Source organism: Bartonella sp. MM73XJBT (assembly GCF_028618465.1).
Classification (GTDB): domain Bacteria; phylum Pseudomonadota; class Alphaproteobacteria; order Rhizobiales; family Rhizobiaceae; genus Bartonella.
The window spans coordinates 1-14,936 of the sequence record NZ_JAQISY010000002.1; the positions used below are offsets into that span (position 1 = coordinate 1).

Sequence of the window (14,936 nt, forward strand, 5' to 3'; positions counted from 1 at the left end):
ATGGTCCAATTTTACCGCGGGGCTTGAAGGTCATTTTGCCAGAATTTGTGTTGTCTCATCCCCAAAGTATGGTGAAGCGGCTATGGGATTAATGCGCACACACCCTTTTATTGTGGTTAAGGTGGGAGACAAACCTGTTCATGAGGTTTTTTACCAGCGTCTTTTAACCGCAACCCTCACAGATCATGCCGGTAATGAAGCCGATACATTTGAAGCAGAGTTTGATGAGTGTGGCAATGATTTAGAGGTTCCATCAAGCAACAGTGCACTGCAAGTCATCTTTGGCTATGAGAACAGCATCAGTGCTTTTATGGGGTGTTTTGTTGTCGAGTCGGTTGTGAGTTGTGGGGGCAGTGATGGAGAAATCTTGCGTCTTTGTGGCAAAAGCGCCTCGATGCGTAAAGAGCTCAAAGAACAGGTGAGTGAGCATTTCGATCACAAAACTGTGGGTGAGATTGTTGAGACACTCGCCAAACGCCATGGCTATCAAGCAAAGGTCAGTCCTCAGTTTACTAAAAAACCTTTGCCTTATGTGATTCGTACCGATCAATCGGCTGTTGATTTTTTAACCCGCCTTGCTGACCGCATGCAGGCACGTTTTTTGATCAAGGACAATAAGTTTTTGTTTTTAAGCGGAGATAACTTACCAGCACTCGACATCTATAAACACGACTGTTCCAACTGGGAATTTACCCTCGAGCCACGCACGCAATATGGCACTATTGAAGCTGCTTATTTTGATCGCTCAAAAGGGCAGCAATGCCAAGTCAAGCATCAGACAGGGTTTAGCGGTCCCGTGCGCCGTCTGCGTGGTTGTTACACTTGTAAAGAAGAAGCACAAGCTGCTGCTGCATCAGAATCAGACAGGCTGTGTCGTGCTGTGGGCAGTGGTTCTTTGACCCTTGCGGGACGCCCAGAAATCATGGCAGATCAGCTTCTAGTGTTGCAGGGGTTCCGCGGAGAAATCAATGGTCCATGGAAAGCCGCTACCGTTACCCATCGCTATGAAAAGCAAAGTGGTTACACCACAGAAATCACACTCGAAGCACCAGACAAGGGAAAAGAGGCAGGGGAAAAATAAACCTCTGAGTGACAGAAAATCAAAGGGTCAACTTGACCCTTTGATCGGCGTTGAAAAGTATTGAGACCAAAATCAAAAGTTCGCACTTTGGTGGGGAGGTAAGGAATAGGTGCAACTTGCACCAATTGTTCAAAGAGCAATAGGATCAAGTTGACCGAATTGCTTAAACATTTCTCTCTTTAATAATGTGCTTAGAATACAGAAAAATTATCACTCAATTTATTCTAAAAGAGGTTATAAATGCTGCGTCTCAAATAATCCGACTCCGGTTCAAGAACGCATCATCTCAAATTGCGATTTATTAGAGGAAGAAAAAAGATTCATGAAAGAGGTTTTAAATACCCTTTGAAAGGTCTTTGAAGACCCTTTGAAAACACCTTAAAAACCCTTTAAAAGAAAATAAATTGGTACAAAACCTGGTGTCAAAATATACAAAACACGCTGGCAAGCTACAGGGATAGGTTTGAAAATCCTATTCCCTAACCTTTATTTACTTATCCCGCACCTTAAAAAACACCTATAAAATCAATAAGTTATAGCATGATAAAAGTGCTGTGGCGGAGGGGGTGGGATTCGAACCCACGGTACAGTCTCCTGCACGCCGGTTTTCAAGACCGGTGCCTTAAACCGCTCGGCCACCCCTCCAAAACAAATACGTCTTTTTACAAAGTTCTTGCAAAAGGTCAATCATTTAAATGAATTTCTAAACGTTTTTAATAGAATTGCTTGAATACCAATAGAAATAAATTCTAGAATACCCTTCTTTTTGAGAATTATGCTAAATTGCTAATCTCGTCTTAGTGTGATCGCTTTTCAAAAGAAGTAGCAAGCAACATGATATTTATAGCGAAATTTCATAGGATTCAAGGAATTATTGGAAAAAGTTAACAAAAAAGTATATGCTTTATAGAACCATATTGGAAAATCCTATTCCTTCACTTTTATTCAAGCATCCCTAATCCTAAGAAATATATGAAAAATCAATAAATTACAATATACTATAAATTAAATGGTGGGCGTGACAGGGATTGAACCTGTGACCCCTACGATGTCAACGTAGTGCTCTCCCGCTGAGCTACACGCCCATTTAATGATGTTGCATACACCACATAGAATTACAAACGTCAATGTCTAATTTAATTTTCTATTTAATCAGACACGAATAATTTGGAAAAATACCCTTTAAGCCGCGATCAGTATTTTTTCAACCTCATTCACGAGTTCACGCAAATGAAACGGTTTAGAAAGTACTTTTGCATCAGGAGGAGCATCGCTATTTGAATTGAGTGCAACTGCTGCAAATCCTGTAATAAACATTACGCGTAAATCAGGATCAATTTCAGTAGCACGTCGTGCTAGTTCAATTCCATCCATTTCTGGCATTACAATATCAGTAAGGAGAAGGGAAAAGGGTTCTTCTTGTAAACGTTCATATGCGCTAGCACCATTATCGAAATCAGCGACTTCGTAGCCTGCACGCTCTAAAGCTTTTGCTAGAAAGCGGCGCATATCGTTATCATCTTCTGCAAGCAGGATTCGTTTCATGATTATGTTCCAATGGCTCCATTCGTCAGAGTTTTTTGCTACACCAATTATATAATAGAGAGTATTTATAAAAAAGATGATAAAATGCTCATAATTGGAATGAATGGCAAAATGGTTAATTCTTATATTCTTGTCAAGAATATAGTATATTGGTTGTGAGTTGGTTAAATTCGAAATGTATGTGGCATTGAAATAAAAAAGTCGTGTCTAAATATCTTAAACGCGATTAATTGTAATTTGTTCTCCTTTTTCATGCTTAATCATAGCTTACTTCAGGGATTTACGTGAGTATTCACTCTATAAATATATATGGTAAATTCAAAGAAGTGTTATATTAATTTGTGGCGTAGTTATACGATAAGGTAGAATTTTTATATTTATTTTTTAGAAGTCTTTATAGAGAGATATATTAGAAAAATAGCTCAATATTATATGAAACATTTTACTAAATGTTTTTATTATTTGTAAGTTTAAAATTTTGCATAATTATTAAATTTTATATCTCAAATAATCGCTTGTTTTTTATGTTTAAAGTTTAAATATTGAACTTTAAATTGTATAAATGAAGACTTATAGAAAATTCCGTAACATGCTCATATTTTCACATTGAAAATCAGCATATTCTGACCTCTGACATCAAATTATGTTTTTATTAAGAAATGTTATTTCATAGATATATCCGCGGAAATAAATGTATCAAATGCAGCCCAAAACTGTTTTTTGTAATTTTCTTCGTACATGATTGTATCAAGTTCAGCACCTGTAATGGTGATACTGTCTGTTAAACGTGTCTGTTGACATAATTGTCGCACCTCAATGTTGTTGGTAATATTGTTTTGATTGGCGAGGATAAACAGTATTGGAATTTTTAAATGCTCATGAAGGATATTTTTTTTCATAGAATCAATTGCATTAAGTACTGATGCCATCCATTGGGATGTTGGAGGATTGATAGAAGGGAAAGGTTTTTTATGAGCGTGCCCCAATTGTCTATTTTTTTGTTTTGTTTGTTTGAATTTTTTCCCACCTTTAGCTGGTAAAAAGCCAAGACCTATATCAGAAAGAAATTGTGTTAATTTATGTTGAAAGCCATTTGTTTTGTTACCCAAAGGAGCAAAGAGGGGAGAAATGCAAAGCATTTTATTAAACTGAGGGTTAAGAAGATCCAATCCACTTAGTGCTATCAAACCACCTATACCATAGGTTAGCATATAGTAAGGTGGTGGACAGTTAGGGTATACAATTTGTTTAAGAAATTTATCTAAGTCATTTATATCATTGTTAATATCAAAATAATGATGTCGTTTTTGTTTTCTTGTATTAAGTGGTGATTTTTCTCGACCAAACCAATCAAATATTGCCGTATGAAAATCACGTTTAGACAGTTCATTCATTAATAAAAAATATTCTTCTAAAGTATTTGCATAGCTTTCGAGAATAACGACTGTTCCCTTAGATTTTTCTCTTTCAGGATATGTTAGAGCAAAACGAATTTTGCGATTTGTGGCTATTTTAAGGTAGCTATGATAGATATTGGGAGGGGTAGAATTCCAGTTTGTAGGATAAAGAGGTGTTTCCAATTGATATCCTTTGCAGTGTATTTTTGTAACTTAGTACAAAATGAGATAACGAGACGATTTGAATATTTATGTAATGATGAAGATGAGTTAGGCAAACAATTATATTGCTTTTTATGTATTTTTATAAACTTAAATTACAATACCGTTGAAATATTATAGAACGACTACCAGATAAATAGTGCAGTCGCCATAATGGGACTGTGGGTTCATGAGAAAGTTGGCCATTTGGAAACTTTGTGAGCCAATTTATAAATTATAGTCGCTCTAAAGGAGGGCAATGTTTATGCGTCAAGTAGATTTTTCACCATTTTATCGTTCCACAGTAGGTTTTGATCATCTTTTTAACTGGTTTGATTCTAGGACACAACCTGATGATGTCTCTTCCTATCCACCCTATAATATTGAGCGTTTAACCGAAGATTCTTATAGAATTTCTATGGCTGTTGCGGGTTTTTCTCAAGATGAAATCGATATCGAAACGCATTGTAATCAGCTGATTATTAAGGGTGAAAGAAAACCTGAAGATGATGATAAAGAACGTGAGTTCCTTTATCGAGGTATTGCTTCACGTGCTTTTGAGCGGCGTTTTCATTTGGCGGATCATGTTAAAGTTATCGGAGCAGAACTTGGCGATGGTCTTCTTCATATTCAGCTTAAAAGAGAAATGCCTGCTGAGCTAAAACCTAAAAAAATAACTGTGCAGACATCATCATCATCCGTCACGCAAAATGATAACACCTAGTAGACCTAAAGTGTATTTAGCTGAGAAAGCTAAATGATTATAAATTCCTTCAAATAACAAAGTAACGCGAGGCTTTCGTCTCGCGTTTTTAATGTTCTTTATTAAAAGAAAGACTTTTTCCTCAATTTAGGATAAGCCTCCTATTATATATCACTGTAAATTGAGGAAAGAGAGTAGATTTTTAAACTTCATCTCTGCATAATGAAAGAGTAATTTAATCCACAAAAGAGGCATATGCTGTATTTGTAGATAGCTCACGGTGTTTAAATGAGAGAAGAAAAATTTATTAGAGAAAAGTGATAATTTATTGTTTTCATAATTATTTTTCACCATAAAGTGAGAATTTTTTAAGCAGGGTTTAATATCTAAAAATCGAAAAAAGGATAAAGTGGTAAAACCAAGATCTGCTAAAAAAGTGAGGGAAATCTTTGAAAAAATGAAATTGCTATAAATTAGCTATCAAAATATGCCAAACGAGATGATACGCCACAAATAAACCCACTCTGTATTGACTTGAAAGTTTCTCAAAAAATGGTCGGAGCGGCGGGATTTGAACCCACGACCCCTTGACCCCCAGTCAAGTGCGCTACCAAGCTGCGCTACGCTCCGAATTGTGTAAAACGACTAAACGACTGTCTCTTTAAAGGCAAGAGAAAAGTGAAGAAAATAAAATCTAAAATACTCTTGCTCTTAAAAAAACTTACATTCGTAAAGCGAAATTTTGTATTTCAATAGTCTTTTGTTCATGAAAATAGATCATTAAGTTGTTCAGTTTTTAGTTTCATTGATTTTATGGTTGTTATATATACATATATAGTGAATTATTTTACGCCTTTTGTGGAGATATAAGGTAAATTTCCCTATGCATATAACATATTCATTTTTTAGGACTTCATAGAGATGGTAGAAAGGATGATAGCTTTTTAAGGCTTTTGTTTGTTCATCAGGAATTTTAAATAAAGACAACCATTTTTATAAATGCAATGGTAAATGCGTGACACTGAAGAATTTTTTCTTTATTTTTGATTTTATAAAATAAGCATTTTGTATGAGATATTAAGGATTATAAAATAGAAATCTCAGATTGCATAATCACAAATCCGAATTGTTGAATATGAAGCTTTTATTCCGATGAGAAAAGATCAAAATATTTAAATGGTAAATTGTTGTTTTATTTCTCATATAGCAAGATAAGTAAAATATCGGAAATAAAACATTTTAAATGGCTTTATTGAGCAAGAAAAGAGTAAATAATGAGCCGTTTTTCGGTAATAAGTTTAACGGAAGCTGCAGTAGGTCGTGTTAAAGCGATTATGGATACAAAAGATGCGCGGGGTATTCTGATTGGCATCAAGAAAGGTGGTTGTGCAGGTATGGAATATACCATTACCCTTGTAAAAGAAGAGAAATTAGATGCCGATGTTGTCGAAGTAAATGGAGCTCGTGTTTTTATAGCACATGATGCTGTGTTATTTTTATTAGGAACGCAGGTAGATTATGAAGTGACAACACTTCGTTCTGGGTTTATATTTAAAAACCCTAATCAAGTTTCAGCATGTGGGTGCGGTGAATCGGTAGAACTCCGTCCTGCTTTGCAAAATCAGTTAAATGAAACATATAAAACCAATTGAGCACTGTAAGATTTCATCGAAGGATTCAAGCGATCATTTTGTAGGTTTGTGAAATCTGATCTTTTTTTATCTCTCCATTTTCGCCTTATTCCAAAGATCTTCCATTTCATTCAAGGATGTTTCAGCCAATGTTTTAGATCGCATGGATAAGCTTTCTTCAATATAGGCAAAACGATTGCGAAATTTTGTATTTGTTTTTTTTAATGCGTGTTGTGAATCAATATTGAGGTGGTGTGCAAGATTCAGCAGAACAAAATAAAGATCACCGAATTCTGCTTCTATATCTGATATTTTATCATCTCTGATTGCTTCTTTGAGTTCATTGAGTTCTTCTTCGATTTTTGCAAAAATCTTATGATTCTCATGCCAATCAAAGCCCACTTTTGCAGCCTCTTTTTGTAAGGCGAGCGCTTCTTGATCTGCTGGTTGAATCTTTTTTACTTTTGCAAGAATGCTTTTCGTCACATCCTCTGATATATTTGCTTCTTCGCTGCCTTTTTTCTGTTCAGCCCATTCTATTTTTTTAATATGTTCCCATTCTTCTGCTATACCCCCCCGTTTTCTTTGTTCTGCATTACCAAAAACATGTGGATGACGGCGAATCATTTTTTTGGTAATTGCGTAAACAACATCTTCAAAAGTAAAGCTTCCTTCTTCTTGAGCGATTGTAGCATGATAGACAACCTGTAAAAGAAGATCACCAAGCTCTTCGCAAAGGTCTGTTCGGTTTTTTCGTTCAATGGCATCGATAACCTCATAAACTTCTTCAAGCATATAGGGTATGAGAGATTCGAATGTTTGTTTTATATTCCAGACACATCCGCTCTCACGATTTCGTAATGCTGTAACAATTGCTATAAGATCATTAATATCTTTTGAGGCGATCATTTATGCCTCTCCTATAAGGCTTATGGATATATCAATCATCCCAACGTCTGTGTAACCACGTCCATTGTCCTGGATATTCACGTATCCAATTTTCAACAATATCATTTAATTTTTGCGTGGAAGCAGCTATATCAATTTCATTTTTTTCATCAAGCGGGAGTTTTACACGTTCATATAATTCTAAACGGTGACGCCCTCCAGAAAGACGGATACAACGCGCTGGATAAATATCACAATTATATTGACGTGCAAGTTTTATAATTAAAGGATTGGTTTTAAGTGGCCTATTAAAAAATGTTCCTAAAATACCACGGCGAAATTTTTGATCAACAAGCATACCAACGTTTTTACCCTCTGCTAACTTGGCTGCTAATGCCCAAGCTGCACCAGCTTTGGATGGAACAAGATGCCCCATGGACGTTTTCCGAGCTTTAAGAACCCGTTTGGCAATATAGGGATTATTGGGTGGTCTAAATAACACTGTCACATTAAGATCAAAACTTTGCGCGCATATAGGAAGGAGTTCGAAATTTCCGGTATGTGCTGTGAAAAAAATATGCGGTTTTTTTTCATTTTTTAATCGTTGAAATATTTCAATACCTTTAACTTCAATAAAACCTGGTTGGTCTGCATGAGGATCAAAATCAAAAATTTTATCAAGAAAAATATATTCAGCCAAAAAACATCCTATATTCTCCCACATTTCCATTGCAATTGCTTGGAGTTCTGCATCGGTTTTTTCTGGATACGCAGCTCTAAGATTTGCAAGAGCGATTTGATGACGATGTAGAAGGGGACCAAATGTTTTTGCCAGCCAAGAAAAGAAAGAAACTCCAATGTTGACCGGAAAATATTTTAAAAGAGATAGAGAACCAATAAGGAAATATCCCCATAAAAAATAAAACAATTTTTTTGCTATTATTTTAATATGATAAATAATTTTTTTAATATAAAATTTCATCATAACTTAATCGATTTTAAGAATAATTTTACCAAAAACATCACGGCTCTCCATGCGTTTTAAAGCTGTATCAATTTCATCAAATCCAACAATTGTATCAATGACAGGATGTACAATGCCTTGGGCCATTTTTTGCATGGCGTTTTGCATATTTTCTATACGACAACCAAATGAACCGAATATTTTCAGTTGTTGCTGGAATAGATGCATAAGATTGAGTGGTGCTGTAACTCCAGAAGTAGAACCACAAGTTACCAAGCGTGCTCCTCGCTTCATACACAACAGAGAACCGCTCCATGTATCGGCTCCCACATGTTCAAAAACAACATCAACTCCTTGTTTTTTGGTTAATTTGCGTACAACCCCTTCAAAACGATCTTCACGGTAGTTAATAACATAATCTGCACCAAGCGATTGTGCTTTTGTTATTTTTTCATCAGAACCTACAGTCGTGATAACTGTGCATCCTTTCTGTTTGGCGAGTTGAATGGCTGCTGAGCCAATACCAGAACCACCAGCCTGTATCAGAATTGTTTCGCCTTCCTGTAGTTTTGCATTATCAAAAAGCATATGTTCTACAGTGCCAAAAGTAATGGGAGCAACAGCTGCTTGCTGCGCATCACACTTTGCAGGAGCAGGAACCAATAGGCGTGCTGGCAAATTAACAAGTTCACAAGCAAATCCATCAAGATGAAAACCGTAGACGCCTTTTACATGACTGCAAAGATTATCACGTCCTTCACGACAAGCTTGGCATATTCCACAGGTTTGTGCACCATAAATTGAGACAATCTGTCCAAGTTGCAAATTTTTAACATTACTTCCCAGTTGAATCACTTCACCAGAAGCTTCTGCACCAATTATGAGTGGCATTTTTCTTTTAGCAAAAGCCATACCACGCCAGCCCCATACATCAATATGATTAAGAGCAACGGCTTTTATACGGACTGTTACTTCATCGGGAGGGGGAGGTGGTGGTGGAGCAATATTGGTGAGTTCAAGCTGGCGCTCATTTAAGAGTTGCAGTGCACGCATTATTATCCCTCTTTAATGTATTAAGGCTATGAGATTAGTATGATCAAGTTTGATCAATGTTGAAAAGATTATCCTTTATAGGCTGTGATAACAAGACTGGTATTTTGACCGCCAAATCCAAAAGAGTTTGACAAAACCGCATTGACACAAGCTTTACGACTATAATTGGGAACAACATCTAAAGGGATAGCAGGGTCAGGATCATCATAATTGATTGTAGGGGGAAGGATCCCTGATTGAATTGTTAAAAGCGAAAAAATAGCCTCTATGGCGCCAGCTGCAGTTAATGTGTGACCAATCATTGATTTATTAGAAGAGACTGGAATATGCTTCAAACCATCTCCAAAGACTGTTGATAATGCAAGATATTCCATCTTTTCATTTTCGGGTGTTGAAGTTCCATGCGCATTGATATAGTCAATTTCATTGATGGTTATTTTTGCATCATTTAAAGCTTTGCGAACGGCTTCAATTGCTGGAGATGCATCGGGTTTTGAACGTGTACGGTGAAAATCATCGGCTGTTTCTCCACAGCCGGCTAGAAGCCCTAAAATTGTCGCATTGCGATTTAGTGCACTTTCGAGAGATTCAAGAACAAGAGCACCTGCCCCTTCTGCCATAACAAAACCATCGCGGTCACGGCTGAAAGGTTTTGCTGCTTTTTCTGCAGGATCATTCTGGGTTGAAAGAGCAGATAATAATGAAAAACGAATAAGGGATTCTGCTGAAACTGAACCATCTGTAGCGATAGTGAGTGCACGATTCGTTTCTCCCCTTCGAATAGCTTCAACACCTAATTGAATTGCCGTTGCACCAGATGCGCAAGCAGTAGAAAGTGTGACAGGAAGTCCTTTTGTACCAAATTTTTTTTGCAGTTTTTCTGCAATTGCCCCAAATTGTGTGGCTTCGAAAAGTGTCTCATAGAGGTTATGGCGGCAGACTTTAAGAAGATGTGCATAAGAAGGTTCCTCAATAGATATCTCTTTTTGATCAAGAGCAAAGCGTGCTGTCCAGTCAAGCTCAACAGGGGGAGCAGCTAGAAATAATGGTCCATTAAAATTTGTTTTATCAAGGTCTGCTTGTTCTAAAGCTTCTTCTGCAGCAAGATCAGCAAGCCTTTCAGAAAGAGCTGAAGCACCAAGCGTACTTTCTTTAAGAAAGTCAACTGTTCCAGCAATATAGGTATTTAATCCTTTAATAGGAAAACGTGTTATTTTATGGATACCGCTCATACCGCTTGTTAATTTTTGCCAATTTTCCTGCTTACCTTGTCCCAGTGATGTTATAATTCCTGCTCCAGTTATTGCCACAAGTGGACGTCCAAAATAATCATTATATTTCACTATAGAAATTCTCCTCAGGCAGCAGTTAGGCGGACTATGCCTTCAGCTCTTTTAATGCCAATGGTTGTAACAAATGCTTCATGTACTTCTTTGAAAAAAGGCTTTTCATGTGTACTTAATGTCGGGAAACTGCGTCTTTTGTCAACAGCAACTGCAGCAAGTGCAAGTGCTAAAAGCAATTGCGCTTCCCGCATATAACCAAATAATGTTGTAATACCACGGTAAAATATATCACTAGTCTCGAAAGCATTTTGTTCTGCTTTGGTTACTTCATGAGATCCTGAGGCAGAGGAAATGGCGAAAGCAGATTTCGCTTCCATTGTTTCTAACATTGATACAATTGTTTCTTCAAGTGAGATTTTTGTTCTATCTGTTTGATCCGTGATGATCTGGCTAATTTCAGCATAAGCATGTGCATTACGCTTTCTTGCTTGTTCACCATTTTCAAGGACGAGAAAGATGCCACCAGAACCTGTTATAACACCGCCACCAGGATAATTTCTACGATCCCATACCGGTGCCCACTCGTTTTGTGTTAAGAGACCTCCAAGTTCATGGGCCAATAACATATCATAACTTTGTGCATTATAAGAACTTCCTACCAGTGCATGGGTGCTTTGTCCTGATCGAATACGAGCAACAGCGATTTGAAGTGCAGACAGTCCACTGCCTTCTTCTCCCATAAAAGTACGAGAAGAACCCGTTACTTTATGAACAATCGAAATATTTCCAGCCAAAAGATTTGAGAGTTGTGCTAAAAATAAAGTTGGACGAAGTTCAGTCGAAAGAAGCAAATTTAACATAGAAGCATGATCAGCTGTTGTACGTGCTTGGGAGAGAATTTGTGTATCAACGGCAATATCACGCTCTCCTCCACTTGCTGCGACGATCATATCCATTGTTGATGTTAATTGTTCATTATTTTTCATGCCCGCGTCATCAAGAGCAAGGCCTGCCGCATAGGTACCAAGACGTTGCCATGTGCCCATTTGCCGTTGATCACTTTTTTTGGGAATTTGTAAAGTCCAATCAATTTCAGGCAATGTATGGACAGGGTAGGGAGAAAAAGTTGTATAATCAAGATTTGGTGGGTGTGTTGGATCATTCAAGAGTTTCCAATGATGATCAACTCCTTCACCCAGAGAGCTTATAAGTCCTATACCGGTGATAAATACAGCTTGGTGATGCATAGTAAAAGCATTACTCCGTCTCTTTTAAGGCAACGAGTTCATCGATTTTTGCACAAAGATTTTTAAGAACAAAATATTCTTCTGTTGCCACAGCACCTTCGTTGACTTCCTGTGTCCATTGTTCTAGAGGGACTTTAATTCCAAAAGCTTTATCGATAGCAAAAACAATATCCAGAAAATCAAGGCTATCGATTCCCAAATCATCAATTGTATGGCTTTCAGGTGTGATTATGCTGCGATCAATCTCACTGATTTCTGCAATAATATCAGCAACTTTGTCAAACGTAGAGGACAATGCACAATTCCTTATTATAGAGTTGATAAATTCAAAAGATACTTAACGCACTTCTTCTAGCCTTTTTTCCCTTTTAAAAAAAGACTTAATCTTAGAATATAGCTGTCTTTTTCATAGGGCAAATAGATTTGCAAATGCATAAAATTTTACACTTCAAGGTTTAAAAAACTTTAAATTTTATTATGAGTTTAGTTATTTCCATTTACCTTGCACTCGTTTTTTTTCTATTGGCAGCAAGAACGGCAAGAGCTGTCATATTGACAACTCCTCGTGAAGTTACTGAAGGAGTTAAGATATGTGCAGGACGTGAGGCTCCTATCAAAATAGGGCCAACATGAAGTGCATTGGTGAGATTTTTTACAAGATTAAGTGTTATATTAGCGGCATCAAGTGTTGGAAAGACAAGCAAATTAGCTTCTCCTTTAAGGCGTGAATCAGGAAAAACACGATCACGAAAAATTTTAGAAAGTGCAGCGTCGCCGTGCATTTCTCCATCGGCTTCTAAATCGGGATATAATTTGCTAAGGATTTCGGTTGCACGACGCATTTTGTGCGCACTTTCTGTATTTTTTGAACCAAAGTTCGAGTGTGATAGTAATGCTGCTTTTGGTGTTATACCAAATGCTTCAATTTCTTGTGCTGCTAATACTGTCATTTCTGCTATTTCTTCTGCAGAAGGATCTTCATTGACGTAAGTATCCGTTAGAAAAAGAGTACGACGTGGAGAAATAAGTAAACTCACAGCAGAAAAATGACGAACATTGGCATCTAGTCCAATAACTTGTTCAATGAGTTCAAGATGACGCTCAAAACGCCCTTCTAAGCCGCAAATCATTGCATCAGCTTCTTCACGCATTACAGCAAGGGCTGCAATTGCTGTTGTTGATGTTCTAACAATTGTTTTTGCAACTTCAGGTGAAACGCCACGTCTTCCTGTATAACGAAGAAATAAATTAACATAATCACGAAAACGTGGGTCATTTTCCGGATTTGTAAGTTCAAAATCTATGCCGGGGCGAATTCTTAGACCAAAGCGTTTTAATCTTGCCTCTACAACACGAGGGCGGCCAATAAGAAGAGGAATTGCTGTTTGTTCTTCAAGCACAATTTGTGCGGCTCGAAGTACACGCTCATCTTCACCATTGGCATAAATGACGCGTTTACGTTTTGCTGTTTTTGCTGCCGCAAAAACAGGTTTCATTGTTAATCCAGAACGAAATACAAATCGATTGAGAGTATCATAATAGGCTTCCATATTCTCAATAGGCCGAATCGCTACGCCAGTTTCCATTGCTGCTTTAGCAACTGCAGGCGCAATGCGTAGTATTAAGCGCGGATCGAAGGGGGAGGGGATGAGATAGTCTGGACCAAAACTGGGTGGTTTCTTTGAATATGCACGTGCTGCAATATCTGAAGTCTCTTCACGAGCAAGAGCTGCGATTGCGTGAACTGCGGCCATTTTCATTTCTTCATTAATTGCGGTCGCACTCACATCTAATGCACCACGGAAAATATAGGGAAAACAAAGAACATTATTGACTTGGTTGGGATAATCAGAACGCCCTGTACAGATCATTGCATCTGGCCTTATAGAACGCGCTTCTTCTGGCATAATTTCTGGTATTGGATTGGCAAGTGCTAAAATGAGTGGATTTGGAGCCATTTTTTTTAAATATTCAGGTTTTAAAACACCTCCCGCTGAAACGCCTAGAAAAATATCTGCATTATCAATTATTTCAGATAATGTTCGTGCATTTGTTTTTTGTGCATAATTGACTTTCCAGCGATCCATGAGTGTCTTGCGACCTTCATAAACAACTCCTTCTAAATCGCTAAGCCAAATATTTTCAACTTTTGCTCCAAGACGAACCAAAAGATTAATGCAAGCTAAAGCTGCCGCACCAGCACCAGAAGAAACTATTTTTGCATTTTCAATTTTTTTTCCTGAAAGATTTAAAGCATTTAATACGGCCGCAGAAACAATAATGGCAGTTCCATGTTGGTCATCATGGAAAACGGGAATATTCATTCGAGAGCGAAGCTTTTCTTCGATTTCAAAACATTCCGGAGCTTTGATATCTTCAAGATTAATACCACCAAATGTAGGTTCTAAAGCAGAGACTGTCTCTACCATTTGTTCCATCGTGGGAGCATCGATTTCAATATCAAAAACGTCAATATTGGCAAATTTTTTAAATAAAACAGCTTTTCCTTCCATAACGGGCTTTGAGGCGAGCGGACCAATATTACCCAATCCAAGAACAGCCGTTCCATTGGATATAACAGCGACTAAATTAGAACGAGAAGTATATTGTGCAGCAAGATTGGGATCTTTATGAATTGCAAGACATGGCGCTGCAACCCCTGGAGAATAAGCAAGAGCTAGATCACGCTGATTATCAAGAGGTGTTGTTGCTTGTATTTCCAATTTCCCAGGTTTGGGATGTTGGTGATAAAAAAGTGCGGCACTGTCAAGTTCAGCTTTTTGTGAACTGAAGTTACTATTTCGTTCTTTAGACATTTTTGCGGTATCCAAGTTAGTGTATGTTTATATGAGATGTTCCATCTACGATAAGTTTCTTGCACTGATAGATCCTAATTTTTTTGAATATAAAAATGCATGAACAAATTTTCCCAGATCGATC

The 14,936-nt window shown here is 37.4% G+C and carries 12 protein-coding genes and 3 tRNA genes; 3 read left to right on the forward strand and 12 right to left on the reverse strand.

Annotated features, from left to right (window positions below):
- Positions 1-91: 91 nt before the first annotated feature.
- Entirely contained in the window at positions 92-1,081 is a 990-nt protein-coding gene (locus PVV69_RS00740) for a phage late control D family protein (protein ID WP_273756175.1), read from the forward strand.
- Between the two features lie 555 nt (positions 1,082-1,636).
- Here PVV69_RS00740 and PVV69_RS00745 read toward each other — a convergent pair.
- The 4 genes from PVV69_RS00745 to PVV69_RS00760 form a co-directional block, all read right to left on the reverse strand.
- Positions 1,637-1,726, reverse strand: a tRNA-Ser gene (locus tag PVV69_RS00745).
- A 365-nt stretch (positions 1,727-2,091) separates the two neighbouring features.
- A tRNA-Val gene (locus PVV69_RS00750) sits at positions 2,092-2,166 on the reverse strand.
- A 97-nt stretch (positions 2,167-2,263) separates the two neighbouring features.
- A complete protein-coding gene (gene cpdR, locus PVV69_RS00755; RefSeq protein WP_004858948.1) occupies positions 2,264-2,626 on the reverse strand; it encodes a cell cycle two-component system response regulator CpdR in 363 nt (120 codons plus the stop codon).
- Positions 2,627-3,288: 662 nt separating this feature from the next.
- The gene (locus PVV69_RS00760; RefSeq protein WP_273756079.1) at positions 3,289-4,206 is read right to left on the reverse strand and encodes a serine aminopeptidase domain-containing protein; all 918 of its coding nucleotides are present in this window, start codon (positions 4,204-4,206) and stop codon (positions 3,289-3,291) included.
- A gap of 283 nt (positions 4,207-4,489) precedes the next feature.
- Between PVV69_RS00760 and PVV69_RS00765 the strand changes: the two genes are divergently transcribed.
- Positions 4,490-4,948 carry an Hsp20 family protein gene (locus PVV69_RS00765; RefSeq protein ID WP_273756080.1) on the forward strand — a complete coding sequence of 153 codons (459 nt, stop codon included), beginning with the start codon at positions 4,490-4,492 and terminating at the stop codon, positions 4,946-4,948.
- 532 nt (positions 4,949-5,480) lie between these two features.
- Here PVV69_RS00765 and PVV69_RS00770 read toward each other — a convergent pair.
- Positions 5,481-5,557, reverse strand: a tRNA-Pro gene (locus PVV69_RS00770).
- Between the two features lie 644 nt (positions 5,558-6,201).
- Here PVV69_RS00770 and PVV69_RS00775 point away from each other — a divergent pair.
- Positions 6,202-6,579, forward strand: a complete 378-nt coding sequence (locus PVV69_RS00775) for an iron-sulfur cluster assembly accessory protein (RefSeq protein ID WP_273756081.1) — start codon at positions 6,202-6,204, stop codon at positions 6,577-6,579.
- Between the two features lie 66 nt (positions 6,580-6,645).
- Here PVV69_RS00775 and mazG read toward each other — a convergent pair whose 3' ends face one another.
- The 7 genes from mazG to PVV69_RS00810 all read right to left on the reverse strand — a co-directional run bounded on the left by mazG (position 6,646) and on the right by PVV69_RS00810 (position 14,812).
- Complete coding sequence (mazG, locus tag PVV69_RS00780; protein WP_273756082.1) at positions 6,646-7,467, reverse strand: nucleoside triphosphate pyrophosphohydrolase; 822 nt, start codon at positions 7,465-7,467, stop codon at positions 6,646-6,648.
- A 31-nt stretch (positions 7,468-7,498) separates the two neighbouring features.
- Positions 7,499-8,428 carry a lipid A biosynthesis lauroyl acyltransferase gene (locus PVV69_RS00785; protein ID WP_273756176.1) on the reverse strand — a complete coding sequence of 310 codons (930 nt, stop codon included), beginning with the start codon at positions 8,426-8,428 and terminating at the stop codon, positions 7,499-7,501.
- Positions 8,429-8,434: 6 nt separating this feature from the next.
- Entirely contained in the window at positions 8,435-9,463 is a 1,029-nt protein-coding gene (locus PVV69_RS00790) for a zinc-binding dehydrogenase (RefSeq protein ID WP_273756083.1), read from the reverse strand.
- A 68-nt stretch (positions 9,464-9,531) separates the two neighbouring features.
- Positions 9,532-10,806 (reverse strand): beta-ketoacyl-ACP synthase, encoded by a 1,275-nt coding sequence (locus PVV69_RS00795; protein ID WP_273756084.1) that lies wholly within the window; start codon positions 10,804-10,806, stop codon positions 9,532-9,534.
- A 14-nt stretch (positions 10,807-10,820) separates the two neighbouring features.
- Positions 10,821-11,996, reverse strand: a complete 1,176-nt coding sequence (locus PVV69_RS00800; protein ID WP_273756085.1) for a beta-ketoacyl-ACP synthase — start codon at positions 11,994-11,996, stop codon at positions 10,821-10,823.
- A gap of 10 nt (positions 11,997-12,006) precedes the next feature.
- Entirely contained in the window at positions 12,007-12,291 is a 285-nt protein-coding gene (locus PVV69_RS00805) for an acyl carrier protein (RefSeq protein WP_273720701.1), read from the reverse strand.
- A gap of 202 nt (positions 12,292-12,493) precedes the next feature.
- Entirely contained in the window at positions 12,494-14,812 is a 2,319-nt protein-coding gene (locus tag PVV69_RS00810) for an NADP-dependent malic enzyme (protein WP_273756086.1), read from the reverse strand.
- Positions 14,813-14,936 lie beyond the last annotated feature (124 nt).

Bases quoted from the DNA above. Each gene is read 5' to 3' on its own strand.
- mazG (WP_273756082.1), bottom strand. From the start codon at position 7,467: ATGATCGCCTCAAAAGATATTAATGATCTTATAGCAATTGTTACAGCA.
- PVV69_RS00785 (WP_273756176.1), bottom strand. From the start codon at position 8,428: ATGAAATTTTATATTAAAAAAATTATTTATCATATTAAAATAATAGCA.
- PVV69_RS00775 (WP_273756081.1), top strand. From the start codon at position 6,202: ATGAGCCGTTTTTCGGTAATAAGTTTAACGGAAGCTGCAGTAGGTCGT.
- PVV69_RS00800 (WP_273756085.1), bottom strand. From the start codon at position 11,996: ATGCATCACCAAGCTGTATTTATCACCGGTATAGGACTTATAAGCTCT.
- PVV69_RS00765 (WP_273756080.1), top strand. From the start codon at position 4,490: ATGCGTCAAGTAGATTTTTCACCATTTTATCGTTCCACAGTAGGTTTT.
- PVV69_RS00740 (WP_273756175.1), top strand. From the start codon at position 92: ATGCGCACACACCCTTTTATTGTGGTTAAGGTGGGAGACAAACCTGTT.
- PVV69_RS00810 (WP_273756086.1), bottom strand. From the start codon at position 14,812: ATGTCTAAAGAACGAAATAGTAACTTCAGTTCACAAAAAGCTGAACTT.
- cpdR (WP_004858948.1), bottom strand. From the start codon at position 2,626: ATGAAACGAATCCTGCTTGCAGAAGATGATAACGATATGCGCCGCTTT.
- PVV69_RS00790 (WP_273756083.1), bottom strand. From the start codon at position 9,463: ATGCGTGCACTGCAACTCTTAAATGAGCGCCAGCTTGAACTCACCAAT.